This is a genomic window from Streptomyces sp. NPDC005266, from assembly GCF_040607655.1.
GTDB lineage: Bacteria > Actinomycetota > Actinomycetes > Streptomycetales > Streptomycetaceae > Streptomyces.
The window spans coordinates 114783-133297 of sequence record NZ_JBEXHC010000016.1 but is presented as its reverse complement, the minus strand read 5'-3'; the positions used below and the strand labels follow the sequence as shown (position 1 = coordinate 133297).

Here is an 18515-nt window from a genome sequence, read left to right as displayed (position 1 = left end):
GGTTCTTCCTGGCAGGGGAGGGCGAATACGGTGAGGAAACCGGCCTGGCGCGACTCGAGCACGTGCCGGACGAACTGAGGTTGATGCGCCGCACGCTCCAGGACCTGGGGATGCGGGAGATCCCCAGGCCTCGGGGAGTCGTCGGCGAGCGGGGCCTGCACGAGGTGTGCAAGGAGCTCGGTACGTGGTTGACGGGGGTGAGCAGCGGCGAGCAGGAGCCGCCGCTGTCTCTGTTCATCTACTGCACGGGGCATGGTGAGCGGAAGAACGACTCCACGTGGGGCCTGGCTTTACCGACGTTCGACGAGTGGGCGAAGGATCTCCTTAAGCCGACAGACATCATCGACACCCTGTACGGGGGCGACCGACAACGCAAGAAGGAACTCTTCGAGCAGGCGGTCATCGTCCTCGACGCCTGCTACTCCGAGTCCGGCGCGGGCGACGCCATGGAGACCCGTCGGCGTCAGTCCGCCGCCGGTCGCGTCGACTACGACGCCTGGGTGATCGCCACCGCCCGGAAGGCGCAGCAGGCCCAACAGCTCGCCTTCGCCCGCGCGTTCGCCAAGACCCTCTCCCGGAGCGACGGCACGCGGGAGTTCATCGAGCCCTCCGCTCTCGTGGAGCAGCTCAACACACACCTGTCGACGGACAGCCAGGAGGTGTGGGTGTCCTCCGTCGACCGCCGGAGCTGCCGCGCGCTGCCGGATCCGGCGTACATGCCCCGGACGTCGCCCGACTGGCTCGACCGGGATCTCGACGAGTGGTCCCACCTCGCACGCGGCCGGAGACGGCCGGGCCAGGAGGGCTGGTACTTCTCGGGCCGGCGCGAGGAACAGCAGCGTCTCCGCGAGTTCATCGGCGGCGGTGGACCGGCCGGGCCGCTCATCCTCCGGGGCGCGGCCGGAGTCGGCAAGAGCGCGCTCCTCGGACACCTGGCCGTGTGCGGGAAGTCCGAGTGGCGGCGGCTGCTGCCGCCCGTCGCCCGGCGCGGTCTCATCCTCCCGGATGGCTCGGTGCACGCGCTGGTGTCCGCCCAGGACGCCAGTGTGTCGGGCCTGGCCCGGCGGATCGACAAGGCGCTCGGCCTTGACCTGGGGAACCCGACTCCGGACGAGCTGTGCGAGGCCCTGGAGGACCTGCCTCCCCGGACCGTTCTGGTGGACGACCTCCATCTGGCGGGCGACGACCCCGCGGCCGTGGTCACGGACCTGCTCGACCCCCTGGCCGAGTACGCGCGCACCATCGTCATCGCCTCGGCCGGCCACGCCGCCGCCGACGCGGTGTGGCAGGACCTCCAGCTGCCGGTGTTTCAGCTCGGCACCGACGACGAGGGCGTCCGCGCTTACGCCCGCGCACGGGGCGCCGACGCGGTCGCCGCCGCCTGCCACGGACACTTCGGGGCGGCGGTCCACGCGGTCGACGCCTTCCTCGGCCCCCCGCACGACCGCGACGGCGGGGCGAGGGCGCGGCGCGCTGCGGGGAAGCAGCTGACGAACTTCCATCGGAGCCTGCTCGCCTCCCGTGGCCGCCCGGAGGACTGGTGCCGGGCGATGCTGGAGCCGGTGCGGGCCGCGGCGGCGTGCGGGCACGACGCCGGCCTGACGGCCGAGCACTGGGCCGCGCTCGCCACGGCTTCGGACCGTTCCGGCAGGACATACGGCCCCGAGGAGGCGAGGGAGGCCGTGGAGCTGCTGGGCGCCGCGGTGACGGACACCGGTACAGGCAAGGGCACCGGCTCCTCCGCTACGCCCCCTGCGTGGCGCCTCGCCACCCCCGTCGCGCCGGACTCGTACGGGCCCGAGTTCGCCGAGGCGGTACGGGACTGCCTGCCCGTCCACGCGTCCAGAGCCGACACGGGGGGAACGTCCGTGTCCGAGGAGCCCGGGATCGACTGGGCGGCGGACACGGCGCTGACCGTCCTGTTCGCGGACGCCTCCAGCCGCTTCGACCAGGAGTTCGCCACCGAACGGTCCTCGCGGGCGTTCTGGGCCGCGCTGCCGGGCGACGCTCTCGCCCGACAACTGGATGCCGGTGGGGCCCGGGTCCTGCCGCGTCGGGTCGGTGCGGGCGTACGGACCCAGACGCCCGGACTGCACCCGGCGGAGCGGGTGTTCCAGCTGAAGCTCAGCCTCCTCAGGTCCGGGGACGAGGGGCGCGGTCTGTACCCGCGCGGTTCCGGCGCAGAAGTCGACGTCCTGTGGGCCACTCCCAAGGACGGCGTGGCCGTACCCGACCTCCTGGCGGTCGCGTCCGGCGCGTCCGGCGACGGCTACGTGGTGACCACCCACGGCGACGCCTCCATACGGCTGTGGAATCTGGCGGACGGCACGCCGCTCGCCGAGGCGGTGCGGTCCGAGGAGGCCGGCATCGCCTCGCACCTGGCGCTCGCCGTCATCGACGGCGAGCCCGTCGTCGCGTTCGTCGCGGACGGCGCGGGACTGCTGTGGCGGCCGCTGACGGGCCGGGACCCCGATCCGCTGGCCGCCCTGGACGGGGCGACGGCGTTCTCGCTGCACGGCGACGGCCTGCTGGCCGTCGCCAGGGGCGCGCGGGTCGAGGTCGTCCAACCGGGGGCCACCGGGCGGACCAGGTCGTTCGCCGTGCCGGGGTCGAGCCGCGTCACCCAGGTCCACCTGGGGGGCGGGGCCGGCGACCGACGGCTCGTCGCCACCACCGAGTTCGGCACCGTGACCGCGCGCGTCCTGGACACGGGAGTGACGGCGGTACGACGCCAGCCGCTGCTCATGCCCTCCGCGCAGCACGCCGTGGTGTCGTCGACCGGCCGCACCGTGGGCATGCTCGACCGCAGTGGGGGGCTGTTCGTGTGGGACGAGAGCCACGGCACGAGAGGTCTTGACATCCCCGCCGCGCGCGACGGAACGCTCGCGTTCGCCGTCGGCGACAGCCTGGCGGCCGCGGCCGGTGGCGCTCAGAAACCCTGGCTGTGCCTCCTCCCGGTCACGTCCGGTGGTGAACGGCCGGTCTCCCGGTTGCCGCTGCCGGAGCAGCCCGTCGCGCTCGCCTTCGACACGGACGGGTCCCGGCTGGTGGTGACCGACCTGCGAGGAGTGTTCTGTCTCGACGTCCGCCCCGATCCGCCCCCGACCGGACACGGTCGATCCCGATTTACCCGGCCCGCCCCCGACGATCGATCGCAGTGAGGAGGCAAGATGACGGCCCTGAACTCCGTCTCGGCACGTGAGGGTGTCATCGGCGCGCTGCTCGCCCTCGACGACATCCTGACGAAGCGCGAGGAATCCGCCCTGCGCACGTCTTTAGACGTTCTGCTCGGACGACTCCATGCCCAAGGCCTCCGGCCCCTGTACGAGGAAGCGGAGCGCAGGGAGCTGTATGGTGCGGCGCTGGGTATCCCGGACCGGTTCGTGACCGGCTCCGGTCGCACCAGCCTCGAACGACTGGTCGACATGGTCCTGGACCCGGAGGCCTGCGAAGGCCCGTACGCCGAGCTGGTCTTGCACCTCCAGGCCATTGAGGGCATGGAGGACGACCTCGTCCGCCTCTACGAGCGGGCCTGTCCACCCGACAGCGGCCCGTACGTACCCGAGCAGCGTCTGTCAAAGGAAGACCTGTCCAAGGAAGACCCGTCCGGGGAGACCGCCACCCCCAACGGCCCGTCCGCCGAGTACCTGGACGTCACCGTCCTCCGCCCGGACACCGACCCGGATCTGCCGCCCACGGCCTGGGCGGCCCGGCTCGCCCTGGAGAGCAAAGTCGGCGACGCCGCCGCCGGTCACGACGACACGGTCCGGAAGCTGGTCGGCATCACCAGGAGATGGCGGTCCGTCACTCCGGCCACCAACAGGGCCTCCGACGGAGGCGCCGAACCCGTACGGACCCTGCTTCTCCAGCTGGGAATGGACGGGGAACTCGTGGGGGACCCGAAGCCGAGACTGGCGGTCCCGGGCCTGCTGCCGCCGAGCCGCGTCGACGACACCACGGTGACCCTGCCCGCCGCCCTGCGGCTCCTCTCACGGACACTCGACACTCCCGAACTGCCCTACCCCGCGCCCGGCATGTTGGCCGCCGGTGCGTACTCCCTGTCGCATCTCGGTGAGACGACGCAATTCCGGCCCATGGAGCCCGGCGAGGCGTCCCTGCGCGCCGAGGCCTGCGGCGGCACGCTCGTCCATCCCGGCCGCGGCGGCTGGTTCCGTACCTCCGCCGGGGACGGCACCCCGACGCTCGCGGTCGCGGACCCCGGCCTCACCCTGGCGGGTGCGGCCCGCGCCTACTGGGGCGCGGCCTGGGACGACTGGTCGAGGAACTGGCACAAGAGCGCCCTGAAAGCCACCGAATGGAGTCTTCACGACTGGTCGCGGACGCAGCCCGACGGTCAAAGGCTCCCCGACATCCGCACGGACCAGGTCGACAGCCTCATGGCGATCTTCCAGGACCCGGAGCGCAAAGTGGCCGTGCTGGGAGGGCCGTCCGGCTCAGGGAAGAGCTGCATTGCCCGCTGCACGGCACGGTCGCTCGCCGAGACCGGCCGGCGCGTGGTCGTTCTCGTCCCCGATGACCGGGCGTTCCCGAGCGGTGACGTCCTCGCCGAAGTCGTGCGGCACGCCCTCGGCAGTCTCGAACCCCTGGACCAGCCGGAGACCGGCTGCCCCGTCGTCATCCTCGATGCCATCCGGCCGATGGGCGAGACGGACGTCGACCGCGTGCTGCCCGCAGTGTCGGCGGAGTTCGGCGTCAGCGTGCTCGCCTGCCTGGGGTACGACATCAACTCGTTCCACGACTGGCAGGCGGCGAACCTCACCGTCGTGCCGTCCATCGTCCGCCCCACCGCCCTCCTCGACCTGGCCGGCCGCGCCCGGGAAATCCACGGGGACAAGGTCGCCGGCAACCCGCGCTTCGTCGAGGCCCTGGCGCGCCGCTTCCCTCACGACCTCGCCGGATTCGTCAAGGGCCTGTGCGACTACCGCGGCGGGAACGACAGGCCCGAGCGCCTCGGGGAGGAGCTGCGGCAGGCTTTCACCGAGAATCTGGGGGCCGACGCACAGGACCTGGCCGCCGTCGTCGCGGCCGTATCCCTGCTCGGCGGGAACGTGAGCGTCCCCGAGGAAGAGCGTTCCGACCTCTGCAAGATCGGTGCCGCTCCGGACGGAGCCCCCGACCGGCTCCGCTTCCCCAGCCCCACCGACTGCCGCACGATCCTGGACGCCTACACCGAGGCCGTCCACCCTGACGAGGCCACCCGGCCACGCCGCCACGACCTCGTCGCCGGCCTCGTCGCCAAGGAATTCTTCCGCGACCTGGCCGACAACCGCAGCGGGCTGCTGCCCATGCTCCGCGGCGCGCGCCTGTACGACGAGCGCGTCTGCCGGAGCCTCGCGGAGAGCCTGCTGCGCCCCGACCACGAGGACGACTTCGCCAAGTGGCGGCGGAACGCGTCACCGGTCGGCATCGCGCTGGTGCTCCTCGCCATGGACTCCTCCCTCGGCGAGAGGGTGATCGGCAAACTCCTCGAGACCCTCGTGACGCGGCTGCCGCAGACGACCCCCCGGTCCGCACGCTCCCTGCTGGCCGTGGTCCGCGCGATCCACCGGCACCGGCACCGCTTCGGCGACACCCAGTTCGACACCTTCGCCGACTGGATGGTGCAGCGGTTCGGAGAGCTCCTGGAGGACAGGCCGAGGCCCGACGACGGCCTGTACAGCGTGCTGGAGCAGCTCAGCCGCTTTCACCATCCGCGCCTCGACGAGGTCGTGGCCATGCGCGGATCGGCAACCCTGGTCCGCCTCAACCCCGACAAAGCCCTCGACTACCGCACGGTCAGCCGGGTCGAACGCCTGGTGCGCCGCGCCGGCAACGACATCGGCATGCCGGAGTACGCCTCCTGGGTCCAGAACGAGGCCGAGGTGCGCAAGCTGCTCGATCACGACCCCGATCCCGCTCGCGGGATCGCGCTGTACCTCTCTAACCTCGTACTGCGGCTGCGCTACGACCCCGACTACCAGGACTGGGACACCGTCTTCGGCCGGCACGACGTGCGCGTCGGTATCCGGCAGGCGCTGCGGCACACGAACGCGGTGGACCTGCGGTACGCGCTGGCGGAGGCCCGGGACTACCAGGTCGCCTTCGTCACCAGGATGCTCAACGACAGGGATCTCAACAAGAGCGAGGGCTTCGGCGTCGCCATCCGCAAGGCCCTGCGCACCGCGACCCCAACGGACGCGGCCCTGCTGCTGCGGACGACCAGCGAGATCCACGACTACACCGCCCGCCATGCGCTGTACGGCGACCGCGCGGAGCGTCCCGACGCCGGTCTCGCGCGCGCCCTCGCCCAGCAGGTGCGTGATCACCAGGACGCCAAGGGCGCCGGTCTGATCCTGTCAGCGACGGCGCGCGTCGACGAGCTGTTCCTGACCGAGAAGAAGGGCTTCGGCCAATACCTCGCCGAAGAACTAGGCAAGGACTGGGTCAGCGCCCGACTGGAAGAGGATCCGCGGATCTCGATCCAATACCACCTGATCAAGGGGATCTGGGAGGTCAACGCCTCCTTCCGGGAGGAGTGCCTGGACCTGTTCGTGGACATCGTCGCCACGGCGCTGAACCGCTCGATGCGCCCATGGGGCCCGCAGGCCGCCCTGCTGCTGGGACAGGACGAGGAGTTCGGGGCGGCCTTCCTGGAGAAGCTGGGTCGGCACGTGTCGGACAAGAGGCTCTTCGAAGGGATGAAGGACGCGCCCATCGCAGACGCCCGGCGATACTTCCACCAGCTAGGCCGTGCCATGTACCAAAGATTGCCGAGTCAGTACATCAACGAGCACGACGCGGTCGGCTTCATCGAGAGGATGGCCTCCTCCTCCCCCTCGTCGGCGGCGCTGTGCGCGCGAGAGACCGCCCGGACCCTCGTTGACGGGGGTGTGCCGGCGGAGGACGCCGGACTGTGGGTGCTGCGGAAGGATGAGACCGAGACCCCGGATTCGGTAGGCCAGCGTTGGGGCGCGCAGATCGGTCGAGGAGCCAGTACGAATCAGGTGACTGAGGTGATTAACGTACTGGCCAGGTTGAATGGTGACGCCGCCGTAGCGACCCTCGACTATCTGAAGAACAAGCAAGTCTCCCGGCGTAGACGCAAGGACAGCATGCTGCGGGACAAGGTGCGCCAAGCCGTGTACAACGACCCCGTCGAGGCGGCCCGGCTGCTGACGGCGGTGGAGCGGGTGTCCGTCGGCGCCGGTGCCGAGATGATGCGCGACCTGCAGAGTGAAGGGGGAGCCTGGAACGCTTTCACGAGCGAAGTCGCCCATATCCAACACCCCACCCAGCAGTACCAGGTCGTCCGTCAACTGGTGGCGCTCGGGCTGCGGTCGGGAGGCGTGCACTCGAAGTGGGTGGACAATCTCCGTAACCGGCATCAGGCGACGGTAATGCAGGTGACCAGCCCGGCTGCACTCAGCGACGTCCTGCGCACGGCATTGATCTGGGATGCCGACTGGGCTTGTCGGCTGGCCGCTGACATCTCAGGACAGCGGCTGGCCAGAAGGCTTGGCTATGCGCGGGTGAAGGACCTGATGCACATGCCTTCTTTGCTGTCGCTGCTAGTGACGGCAAAGGCTGACGAGCCTGTCCGGTTCTTGTTCGACGAACTGGAGCATCTACAGCCTGCATCACTAGTGAAGCGTCTCAACGCGCATTCCATCGATGTGCTGCTGGATGTCGCGCTCCGGGTGCGGCCAGACTTCGCCCATCGCCTGGTACCTGCCGTGGCCGAGGCAATTGGCGGGCAGATGCGACGTGACGTGGTTCTCGACGAGGCGGAGCACTGGAACGAGATTGGTTGGATAGCGCGCTCCTTGCACATTATGAACAAGGCGCAGATGCTCTCCCGCCAGGTGCCGAAACGCATGCCGAATCCGTCTTATCCAGATGCCACCGCCTGGGGCGTGATGTGGCTTCCGCGTCAGAAGTGGACTCAGGAAATCCTCGGCAACGTGGTCGACCACATCTTGAAGCCATCGGTCTCCGGCTCCCATTCGGTCTTCGTTGCCTTCGCCTACGCATCGACCGAAGGGCGTACCGTCGAGCTGCGGTCCCCGGAGGGATCTTGGCCCGACCTCGATGGGTGCAGTGCCCGTGCACTTGCTGCTCTCCAGTTGATGGCTGAGCGGGATCTGGATCTGCGCGCCGCGCTACTTTCCCATCGGAATACGCTCGTGGCGCAGCTGGACATGCCTACGTCGCGGACCGACAGCTACATGAGCTCGGCACGTGCGTGGTTCGTCCCCCACCGCGACTCCGCTCGGCAGGCGTGAGAGACGAGCGCGGTTGGAGCAATGAGGGCCCAACCCCAAGGTTGGGCCCTCAGTTACCCAACATTGGTCAGGGATCGAGACAACCGCAGGGCCGGCATCTGGCCCAGTGGATCGAGCGCGTCCAGGCCGACGACCTGCCCGCCCTGCACGGCTTCGTCAACGGCCTCGGCCAGGACTTCGATGCCATCGTCGCCGGCCTCAGCCTCCGATATAGCTCCGGCGCTGTCGAGGGCCGCAATAACATAAAAGATTAAGCTCAGTCCTGCTCTCTCACTACCGGTGGTGTGGGCCAAGCATGGCAGAGGCCACGGACACGATCGGTCGGATTGCCGTCCCCGTTGGTGAAGGAGGCCCGGCCGCCTCGTCGGTGCGCCCGGCTGTACGAGCCGCATGGCCTTACGGCCCGGAACCGGTGGTGAAACCGTCGGTTCCGGGCCGTCTACATGGAAGCTCAGGCCGCAGTGGCCGGGGCGGCGGCCGTCGTCCGCTCGGCGCGGACCTGGTGGAGCAGCTGCAGCACTTCGTCGTAGACGCCGTCCGGATCGTCGGTCTCGAGTACCAGCACGGCCACGAGGTCGAGAGCGTGGTCGATCTTTCCGGCGGAGTCCTTCTTCGCCTGCTCGATCCGCTTCAGGTTGCGGGCCACCTCCGGCCGGGCGTCGGCGAAGGCGGCGGGCAGCCTGTCGAGGGCGTCGGACAGGTCCCAGTCCTCGGGGATGAAGTACGTCGCCTGCGTCGGGTCCTGGCTGAGCACCCTCACCGCGGGTTCCGTGATCCGCGGTCCGGTGGTGATCTCTACGTCCAGGAGCAGCTTCGAGGCAGCACGGTACAAGGCCGTCAGGTCCGGGTCGTGGCCTTCGAGGATTGCCTCGGAGATGGTGATGCGCTCGGAGGAGAGGAGGGCCCGGGTGAGCACGGCTGCCGTGTCGAGAGAGGCCCGCTCGGGGTCGTAGGCGGCGATGAAGCGGTCCCCGTCACGGCGCAGCATGACGGCCTTCGCCTGCTGGGCGTCCCCCTGGCGCAAGTGGAGCGACACGGCGATGAGTCGCTCACGGGTGAGGATCGTCATGCCGAAACCTCCGCTCGTTGCCAGTTCCGCCCAAGGGCGTCACGGTGATTGCCGCCGTGGCCATGCTGCTGGGTGCACGGCAGGCGGTCGGACCAGGTGTCGTCGGTGTCCGGCTGGCCATCCATCCGATCGCCGGTCAGTGGGTCGCGGCCAGGGCGTCGCTCCAGACACTCGGACCCGACAAGGCCGGTGAGGGTGGTGCGCAGCGGGCTGGGGGCGACGTTGGTGCGTCGGCTGACGATCTCCGCCATGTGCTTGGGGATGAGTTCCAGGACCACCTGGAGCACGGCCTGCGGGTCGTCAGCCTGTCGGCAGATGTCGGCCAGTTCCTTGGCCATCTTTGCGATGACCAGTTTTCCGATCGGGGTGATCCGGCCGTTCTCGGCGACGAGGGTGTCCGGAGGAAGCGTGTCGAGGTCGATGTTGGTGGTGTTCACGCGATCGCCTCTTCCTCGGCCTCATCCGATGCGCGTTCGTCCACGGGCCGGATCACGAACTCCTGGAGAAGCATGTAAGCGAGCTTGAGGTCCGAGCCGCCATCACGCTGGAGGAGCTTGTGTAAGCCGATCCCGGCCTCGACCAACAGGGTCGTGACGCCGGAGTACGAATCGTTCAGGGCGCGGAGTTGCTGCCAGGAGACTGGGGTGGGTCCGGAGGCGAGAGCTGTGGGAGCGGTGGAGATGCACCGTCCGTCTGGGGGCGGCGTCGCCGTTGACGCCTCGGGGATTACGGCGGTCATGATCGTTCTCCTCCTTGGGGAGCACGGGTGGAGGGCCTCGCTGGGAAACGTTGGCTGCCAGCAAGTGGGGTCTGCCTTGCTTTCCTAGCCGCCACGCCGGCGGTCGGGCCAGGCGTCCCTCCCCGTTCGAGAGACATGCCGCATGAAGCTGCTACCCAGCAGTACCATCCGTGTTTTTGGTGGCAGCCCGGGCGGTGGTGGCCAGCCCCGCATGAAGGGCACTTGGGCCTGCAGAGGTAGGCGACCTGTGTGCGATGAGGCCGCACTACGTGCGGAGGGGCCTACTCGACCGCTGTGGCTGCCGGGGGAGCCGCGGGAGGAAAATTCGGGGCGGCGCCCAGCACGGGGACGCGTCAGAGGCGCCAGCGGATGCACGCCGTCCGCTCAGGTCCGCGCCGATCCGATCACTGCAACTAAGACCAAGCATGTCGAAGGGCCCCACCGCAAGCGGTGGGGCCCTTCGACATCGTGCCCGGTGAGGCACTGGCGGAGGATACGAGATTCGAACTCGTGAGGGGTTGCCCCCAACACGCTTTCCAAGCGTGCGCCCTAGGCCTCTAGGCGAATCCTCCGCCAGGAACAATACAAGACCGGATGCCGTGCTCGCGAACTCGTTCCCACCCCGGTCGATCCGCTAGGGTGGGGGCCAGCCCCTCACGTGGCGCTATCTCACCGAACTCCCCCAGGGCCGGAAGGCAGCAAGGGTAAGTGAGCTCTGGCGGGTGCGTGAGGGGCCCCTTGCGTTGGGGCGGGGGTCGGAGGGGAGCGGGCGGCTTCGGATGTCGGTGGGCCCCGATATCGTCGTAAGCGTGTCGTCCCTCGCGCTGTACCGCCGCTACCGCCCCGAGACCTTCGCGGAGGTCATCGGGCAGGAGCATGTCACCGGCCCGCTGCAGCAGGCGCTGCGCAACAACCGGGTCAATCACGCGTATCTCTTCAGCGGTCCGCGAGGCTGTGGCAAGACGACCAGTGCGCGCATCCTGGCCCGCTGTCTGAACTGTGAGAAGGGTCCCACTCCGGCGCCGTGCGGGGAGTGCCAGTCGTGCCGGGACCTCGCGCGGAACGGGCCGGGGTCGATCGATGTGATCGAGATCGACGCCGCCTCCCACGGTGGTGTGGACGATGCGCGTGAGCTGCGGGAGAAGGCGTTCTTCGGGCCCGCGTCGAGTCGTTACAAGATCTACATCATCGACGAGGCGCACATGGTCACCTCGGCGGGGTTCAATGCCCTGCTGAAGGTGGTCGAGGAGCCGCCGGAGCATCTGAAGTTCATCTTCGCGACCACCGAGCCCGAGAAGGTCATCGGCACCATCCGGTCGCGTACGCACCACTACCCCTTCCGGCTCGTGCCGCCGGGCACGCTCCGGGAGTATCTGGGGGAGGTCTGCGGGAGCGAGGCGATTCCGGTCGAGGACGGGGTGCTGCCGCTCGTGGTGCGGGCCGGGGCGGGGTCCGTGCGTGACTCGATGTCGGTCATGGACCAGCTGCTCGCGGGCGCGGCTGACGACGGTGTGACATACGCCATGGCCACCTCGCTGCTCGGTTATACGGACGGCTCGCTGCTCGACTCGATCGTGGACGCCTTCGCGGCGGCCGACGGCGCGGCGGCGTTCGAGGTCGTCAACCGCGTGATCGAGGGGGGCAACGACCCCCGGCGCTTCGTCGCCGATCTGCTGGAGCGGCTGCGCGATCTGGTGATCCTCGCCGCCGTGCCGGACGCGGCGGACAAGGGGCTCATCGACGCCCCGGCCGATGTCGTCGAGCGGATGCAGGCGCAGGCGTCGGTCTTCGGCGGCGCCGAGCTGAGCCGGGCGGCCGACCTGGTCAACGAGGGCCTTACGGAGATGCGCGGTGCCACCTCGCCGCGGTTGCAGCTGGAGCTGATCTGCGCGCGAGTGCTGCTGCCCGCCGCTTTCGACGACGAGCGGTCCGTGCAGTCGCGGCTGGAACGGCTGGAGCGCGGAGCCCTCGCCGACGGCCTGGGCGGTGGCGGTGGTGCCGCCGCCAGTGGTGCCGGTGGATTCCCGGCGCCGTCGGAGCCCGGGCCTGCCATGGGATACGTACCGGGACCCGACGCCCACGCCCCGGCCGCCGGGCCCTCCGGGCCGGCCGCCGCCCGTGCGGCCATCGGGGCCCAGGGTTCTGGGGCTGAGTCCGGCGGCGCTGAGGAGCCCGGCGGGTGGCCCGCGGGCGCGCGGCCCGCTGCGGAAGGCGGCCCGAGCGGGGCGGCGGACAGTGGACAGCGGGCAGCCGCGCCGGCCGCGTCCCCGCCGGCGGAGGGCGGCGGCGGTCAGCGGCCCGGGGCCTGGCCCACGGGCGCGCAGTCCGCTGCGGAAGGCGGCCCGAGCGGGGCGGCGGACAGTGGACAGCGGGCAGCCGCGCCGGCCGCGTCCCCGCCGGCGGAGGGCGGCGGCGGACAGCGGCCCGGGGCCTGGCCGACCGCCTCGGCTCCCGGTTCGGGTTCCGGTGCGGGCGGTACCTCCGGTGGTGGGCAGGGCGGAGTGGCGCCTGCCCGGCAGCCCGGCGGCTGGCCCTCGGCGGCTGCGCCGGGGCAGGGCGGCGGCCCGCCCGCGCAGGCGCCCGCGCCCGGTCGGCCCGCCCAAGGCCCTGGCCAGGAAGCCGGCCAGGGAGGAGCCGGCCAGGGGGCCCCGCCCGCGCAGAGCTCGCAGAGCGCGCCGAGCATGGCGCAGGGGGCTGTGCAGGTGCGGCAGATGTGGCCGGACATTCTGGAGGCGGTCAAGAACCGTCGCCGCTTCACCTGGATCCTGCTGAGCCAGAACGCCACGGTCTCCGGGTTCGACGGCACCACCCTCCAGCTCGGCTTCTCCAACGCCGGCGCACGCGACAGCTTCGTGGGAGGCGGTAGCGAGGACGTACTGCGGCAGGCGCTCAGCGACGCCATCGGTGTGCAATGGCGCATCGAGGCGATCGTCGACCCCTCGGGCGGCTCCGGACAGCAGGGCGGCGGACCAGGCGGTTCCGCTGGTCCTGGTCCCGGTCCTGGTGGCCCCGGTGGTTCGGGCGGCTTCGGCGGCGGTGGCGGCTTCGTTGGTTCGGGCGGTTCCGGTGGCCCCGGTGGCGGCTTCGGCGGCGGTCAGCCGGCGGCGGCGCGGCAGCCTGCTGCCCGGCCCGCCTCCGCGTCCCCTTCCGCCCCCGCCTCGGCATCCGCGCCCCCCGACGCGGGCCCGCCCGCCGAGTCGGCGTACCGCGAGCCCGAGCCTCCGCCGATCTCGCCGGAGGACGATATGCCGGCCGAGGACGATCCTGACCTGGACGACACCGCTCTCAGTGGGCACGACCTGATCGTGCGCGAGCTCGGCGCCACGGTCATCGAGGAGATCGCCAACGAGTAGCGGCGGGCGAGCGGGGCGGGGCGCCGCGCCCCGCCGCCCCCCGCCCCTTTTCCCATGCGCATGCGCGCCCCGCGCCCCCGAGTGCCCCCGCGCCGCGCCCCCCGCGCCCCCGCCGTCCTGTACCGGTCGTACTACTCCCCGCCTCCTTCGTACGGCGTAGGGCAAGCGGCCCAGTGAGCACGTAGGCTCGGGCTATCGAAGAGAACGACAGTCGACAGCCAGGAGCGAACTCGTGATCCCCGGTGGTGGTCAGCCGAATATGCAGCAGTTGCTGCAGCAGGCGCAGAAGATGCAGCAGGATCTCGCCGCGGCCCAGGAGGAACTGGCCCGGACTTCCGTCGAAGGTTCCGCGGGCGGTGGCCTGGTGAAGGCGACCGTGACCGGTGCCGGTGAGTTGCAGGGCCTGGTCATCGACCCCAAGGCCGTGGATCCTGAGGACACGGAAACCCTCGCGGATCTCGTCGTCGCGGCCGTCCGTGACGCGAACCAGTCCGCGCAGGAGCTCCAGGAGCAGAAGCTCGGCCCGCTCGCCCAGGGGCTGGGCGGTATGCCGGGACTCCCGTTCTGACCGTTCGGTCTCGGGCTGACCGGTCGGACCCGGCTGGGCGGCGCGAGCCGTGCGGCCCCGGCTGACGCGAGAAAGCACCACAGCGGTGGCGGCACCCCCCGCGAAAACCGAATATTCATGTGAAGTACGGCCACCGCGCGTCGGCGCGAGATTGGATGGAGGCGTGTACGAGGGCGTGGTCCAGGACCTCATCGACGAGTTGGGCAGGCTGCCCGGCGTCGGTCCCAAGAGCGCGCAGCGGATCGCCTTCCATATTCTGCAGGCCGAGCCCACCGATGTCCGTCGCCTCGCGCATGCGCTGACCGAGGTCAAGGAGAAGGTGCGGTTCTGCGCGGTGTGCGGGAATGTCGCCGAGGCCGAGCAGTGCCGGGTCTGCCAGGATCCGCGCCGCGACCCGGCGGTCATCTGCGTGGTCGAGGAGCCGAAGGACGTCGTCGCGATCGAGCGGACCCGCGAGTTCCGCGGCCGCTATCACGTGCTCGGCGGGGCGATCAGCCCGATCGAGGGCGTGGGCCCGGACGATCTGCGGATCAGGGAGCTGCTGGCGCGGCTCGCGGACGGGACGGTCACCGAGCTCATCCTGGCCACCGACCCGAATCTGGAGGGCGAAGCCACCGCCACGTACCTGGCGCGCATGATCAAGCCGATGGGCTTGAAGGTCACGCGCCTGGCCAGCGGGCTCCCGGTCGGCGGAGACCTGGAGTACGCCGACGAGGTCACGCTCGGTCGTGCCTTCGAAGGGAGAAGACTTCTCGATGTCTGACGCAACGCTGCACGAAGCCCACCCGGACCCGGATGACTTCGCGGTCCAGATCTCCGACCAGATCGAGAGTTTCATCGTCGCGGTCACCGAAGTCGCCAAGGGTGACGAGCCGGACAGCGCTGTGCCGTTCCTGCTGCTCGAGCTCTCCCAGCTGCTGCTCGCGGGCGGGCGGCTCGGGGCCCACGAGGACTTCGTCCCGGATGAGCGGTACGAGCCGGACGCCGGTCCGGAGCCGGACGTCGACGAGCTGCGCGAGCGCTTCGCCCGGCTGCTGGAGCCGATCGACGTCTACTCGGAGGTCTTCGACCCGTACGTACCCCGTAGCCAGCCCGTGGCCTGCCGGATCTCCGACGATCTGGCCGGCATCATCACCGATCTGCGGCATGGCATGGCGCACTACCGCGAGGGCCGGATCAGCGAGGCGCTGTGGTGGTGGCAGTTCTCGTACCTCTCCAACTGGGGTTCTACCGCCTCCGCCGCTCTGCGCGCCCTGCAGTCGCTTGTCACCCACGTACGCCTCGACACTCCGCTGGACGAGCTGGACGGTCTGGACACGGACAGTAACGCGAGCGGTGACGAGGAGCTCGCGGAGGAGGCCGGACGGGTCATGGCGGCGGAGATCGCGGGCCCGCTCGGGCTGCGCTCCGTACAGGGCTGAGGCCCCGCCGCGAGACGGCGCCGCAGTCTCCGCGAGGCGGCGCCGGAGTCTCCGCGAGGCGGCGCCGGAGTCTCCGCGAGGCGGCGCCGGAGCCTCCGCGAGACAGCGCCGGAGCCTCCGCGAGACAGCGCGGAGGCTTCGCCGCGAGGTCGGCGTCGGGCGTTCCCGGCCTGTGAGGTGGGTTACGTTCCCGTGTGCTTTCGCCGGAAGCGGGCAGGGTTCGTCGCTGAGCGAGTGGGAGGGATGAGGGGAGCCTCGCCGGTACGTGGACGGTGTACCGGCTGATGACCCTGGTCCTGATGATCACGCAGTGAGCCTTCGGTCTCGCTATGTGATAACCGGGAGGCCAGATTCCGGCTGCTCGTTAGACTGAGCCGACCGCATTATTGAGAGCTGCGAGGAGCGCACGTGGGCCTTGTCGTGCAGAAGTACGGAGGCTCCTCCGTTGCCGATGCCGAAGGCATCAAGCGGGTCGCCAAGCGAGTCGTGGAAGCCAAGAAGAACGGCCACCAGGTGGTCGTCGTGGTTTCCGCGATGGGCGACACGACGGACGAGCTGATCGATCTCGCCGAGCAGGTATCCCCGATTCCTACTGGGCGCGAGTTCGACATGCTGCTGACCGCGGGAGAGCGGATCTCCATGGCCCTGCTGGCCATGGCGATCAAAAACCTTGGTCACGAGGCGCTGTCCTTCACCGGCAGCCAGGCAGGAGTCATCACCGACGCGGTCCACAACAAAGCGCGGATCATCGACGTCACGCCGGGTCGCATCCGCGACGCGGTGGAGCTGGGCGCCGTGGCGATCGTCGCGGGCTTCCAGGGCGTGTCCCAGAAGAGCAAGGACATCACCACCCTCGGCCGGGGCGGGTCGGACACCACCGCGGTGGCGCTTGCCGCCGCCCTGGACGCCGAGGTGTGCGAGATCTACACCGATGTGGACGGCGTGTTCACCGCCGATCCGCGTGTGGTGAAGAAGGCTCGCAAGATCAACGAGATTCCCTACGAGGACATGCTGGAGCTCGCCGCGAGCGGCTCCAAGGTGCTGCATCTGCGCTGCGTCGAGTACGCGCGCCGGTACAACATCCCCATCCACGTACGGTCGTCTTTCTCCGGTCATGTGGGCACCTGGGTGCGCAATCGGCCGGCAGCGGGAGAGGGAGAAGAAAGCATGGAGCAGGCGATCATCTCCGGGGTCGCACACGACACGTCCGAGGCCAAGGTCACGGTCGTCGGGGTGCCGGACAAGCCGGGTGAGGCCGCGGCCATCTTCCGCACCATCTCGGATGCCGAGATCAACATCGACATGGTGGTGCAGAACGTGTCCGCCGCGTCGACCGGGCTGACCGACATCTCCTTCACGCTGCCGAAGACGGACGGCCACCGCGCGATGGAGGCGCTGACCAAGGCCAAGCCGCTGATCGGCTTCGACTCGCTGCGCTACGACGACCAGATCGCCAAGATCTCGCTGGTCGGCGCCGGCATGCGCACCAACCCGGGCGTCACCGCGACGTTCTTCGAGGCGCTGTCGAACGCCGGTGTCAACATCGAGCTGATCTCGACCTCCGAGATCCGCATCTCGGTCGTCACCCGCGCCGACGATGTGAAGGACGCGGTCGTCGCCGTGCACAGCGCGTTCGGCCTGGACAGCGACAGCGTCGAGGCCGTGGTGTACGGAGGGACCGGCCGATGACCCGCGCCGGCGGTGCCGGTGTCCGGAAGCCGACGCTCGCCGTCGTCGGCGCGACCGGTGCCGTCGGCACTGTCATGCTCTCGATCCTCTCCGAGCGCGCCGACATCTGGGGCGAGATCCGGCTGATCGCCTCGCCCCGCTCAGCCGGTCGCAAGCTGACCGTCCGCGGTGAGCAGGTCGAGGTCATCGCGCTGAGCGAGGAGGCGTTCGAGGGCGTCGACGTCGCGATGTTCGACGTACCGGACGAGGTCTCCGCGCAGTGGGCTCCGATCGCGGCGAGCAAGGGCGCGGTCGCCGTCGACAACTCCGGCGCCTTCCGGATGGACCCGGACGTCCCGCTGGTGGTCCCGGAGGTGAACGCGCGCGCGGCCCGTGTCCGCCCGCGCGGCATCATCTCCAACCCCAACTGCACCACGCTGTCGATGATCGTCGCGATGGGCGCGCTGCACGCCGAATTCGGGCTGAGCGAGCTGATCGTCTCCTCGTACCAGGCGGTTTCCGGTGCGGGCAAGGAGGGCGTGGACACCCTGCGCGAGCAGATCGCGCTCGTCGCCGGTACGGAGCTGGGCACCCACCCCGGCGACGTCCGGCGGGCGGTCGGCGACACCGGGCCGTTCCCGGGGCCGATGGCGCTCAATGTGGTGCCGTTCGCGGGCTCGCTCAAGGAGGACGGCTGGTCCTCCGAGGAGCTGAAGGTACGGAACGAGTCCCGCAAGATCCTGGGGCTGCCGGAGCTGCGGGTCACCGCGACCTGTGTCCGGGTGCCCGTGATCACCACGCACTCCCTGGCCGTGCACGCGCGGTTCGAGAACGAGGTGACGGTGGAGGCGGCGCACGAGATCCTGGCCGCAGCGCCGGGCGTGGTGCTGTGCGACAACCCGGCGGAGGGCGAGTTCCCGACCCCCGCCGATGTCGTGGGCACCGACCCGACGTGGGTGGGCCGGGTACGGCGTTCGCTGGACGATCCGAACGCGCTGGAGCTGTTCGTCTGCGGCGACAATCTGCGCAAGGGCGCGGCGCTGAACACCGCGCAGATCGCGGAGGTCGTCGCCGCGGAGCTCACCGGGGCGTGACCTCGGCCGATCTCGCCGAAAAGTGACGGCTCCTCTGGTGCGCCGTCCCGAAATTGTGAATATCCTGTGCGCATGTCACTGGCCAGTCCTGTATGACCTGGGCCGATGACCACTTCGACGGTTCGCTCCCCGTTCGCTGCAACCGGCAGCGAGCGGGGAGCGTCTTTCCACCCGCCCCGGCATGGGCGCTGTGGAAACTGGGGCATAAGGGAAGAGTTGGGGCGCATGGAGGCATTTGATACATCCTCAAAAGCGGTGCCTCGCGCGTACAACCCTGACGGGGGGAAGCGTGTCCAACAGGCGTGGCAGAGGTATTCGGCA

At 70.0% G+C, this 18515-nt stretch carries 12 protein-coding genes, 1 tRNA gene and 1 other RNA gene; 9 read left to right on the top strand and 5 right to left on the bottom strand.

The genetic code is table 11. From position 1 onward, the window contains the following. Positions 1–62 precede the first annotated feature (62 nt). Complete coding sequence (locus ABZU99_RS25230) at positions 63–3161, top strand: ATP-binding protein (protein WP_355947095.1); 3099 nt, start codon at positions 63–65, stop codon at positions 3159–3161. Positions 3162–3170: 9 nt separating this feature from the next. Then, complete coding sequence (locus ABZU99_RS25225; RefSeq protein ID WP_356050087.1) at positions 3171–8282, top strand: hypothetical protein; 5112 nt, start codon at positions 3171–3173, stop codon at positions 8280–8282. Between the two features lie 53 nt (positions 8283–8335). On the opposite strand, the gene ABZU99_RS25220 is transcribed toward ABZU99_RS25225, so the two are convergent. The 5 genes from ABZU99_RS25220 to ABZU99_RS25200 all read right to left on the bottom strand — a co-directional run bounded on the left by ABZU99_RS25220 (position 8336) and on the right by ABZU99_RS25200 (position 10662). After that, entirely contained in the window at positions 8336–8575 is a 240-nt protein-coding gene (locus ABZU99_RS25220; RefSeq protein WP_355947101.1) for a hypothetical protein, read from the bottom strand. 158 nt (positions 8576–8733) lie between these two features. Beyond that, positions 8734–9351, bottom strand: a complete 618-nt coding sequence (locus ABZU99_RS25215) for a hypothetical protein (protein WP_355947104.1) — start codon at positions 9349–9351, stop codon at positions 8734–8736. Further along, complete coding sequence (locus ABZU99_RS25210) at positions 9348–9788, bottom strand: hypothetical protein (RefSeq protein WP_355947107.1); 441 nt, start codon at positions 9786–9788, stop codon at positions 9348–9350. The genes ABZU99_RS25215 and ABZU99_RS25210 overlap by 4 nt, the downstream gene beginning before the upstream one ends. Further along, positions 9785–10090, bottom strand: a complete 306-nt coding sequence (locus ABZU99_RS25205; protein WP_355947110.1) for a hypothetical protein — start codon at positions 10088–10090, stop codon at positions 9785–9787. Before ABZU99_RS25205 ends, ABZU99_RS25210 begins: the two co-directional genes overlap by 4 nt. A 484-nt stretch (positions 10091–10574) precedes the next feature. Continuing rightward, positions 10575–10662: transfer RNA gene (locus ABZU99_RS25200), tRNA-Ser, on the bottom strand. Positions 10663–10735: 73 nt separating this feature from the next. Here ABZU99_RS25200 and ffs point away from each other — a divergent pair. The 7 genes from ffs to ABZU99_RS25165 all read left to right on the top strand — a co-directional run bounded on the left by ffs (position 10736) and on the right by ABZU99_RS25165 (position 18194). Further along, positions 10736–10832: signal recognition particle sRNA small type (ffs, locus tag ABZU99_RS25195), an RNA gene on the top strand. A 67-nt stretch (positions 10833–10899) separates the two neighbouring features. Further along, on the top strand, positions 10900–13443 hold the full coding sequence (locus tag ABZU99_RS25190; protein ID WP_355947113.1) for a DNA polymerase III subunit gamma and tau: 2544 nt from the start codon (positions 10900–10902) through the stop codon (positions 13441–13443). 232 nt (positions 13444–13675) lie between these two features. Further along, positions 13676–14011, top strand: a complete 336-nt coding sequence (locus tag ABZU99_RS25185; RefSeq protein ID WP_355947116.1) for a YbaB/EbfC family nucleoid-associated protein — start codon at positions 13676–13678, stop codon at positions 14009–14011. A 163-nt stretch (positions 14012–14174) separates the two neighbouring features. After that, entirely contained in the window at positions 14175–14774 is a 600-nt protein-coding gene (gene recR, locus ABZU99_RS25180) for a recombination mediator RecR (protein WP_064456056.1), read from the top strand. Next, on the top strand, positions 14767–15432 hold the full coding sequence (locus tag ABZU99_RS25175) for a DUF5063 domain-containing protein (protein ID WP_355947120.1): 666 nt from the start codon (positions 14767–14769) through the stop codon (positions 15430–15432). Before recR ends, ABZU99_RS25175 begins: the two co-directional genes overlap by 8 nt. A 408-nt stretch (positions 15433–15840) precedes the next feature. Continuing rightward, on the top strand, positions 15841–17121 hold the full coding sequence (locus ABZU99_RS25170) for an aspartate kinase (protein WP_355947123.1): 1281 nt from the start codon (positions 15841–15843) through the stop codon (positions 17119–17121). Then, on the top strand, positions 17118–18194 hold the full coding sequence (locus tag ABZU99_RS25165) for an aspartate-semialdehyde dehydrogenase (protein ID WP_355947126.1): 1077 nt from the start codon (positions 17118–17120) through the stop codon (positions 18192–18194). Before ABZU99_RS25170 ends, ABZU99_RS25165 begins: the two co-directional genes overlap by 4 nt. Positions 18195–18515: the final 321 nt, after the last annotated feature.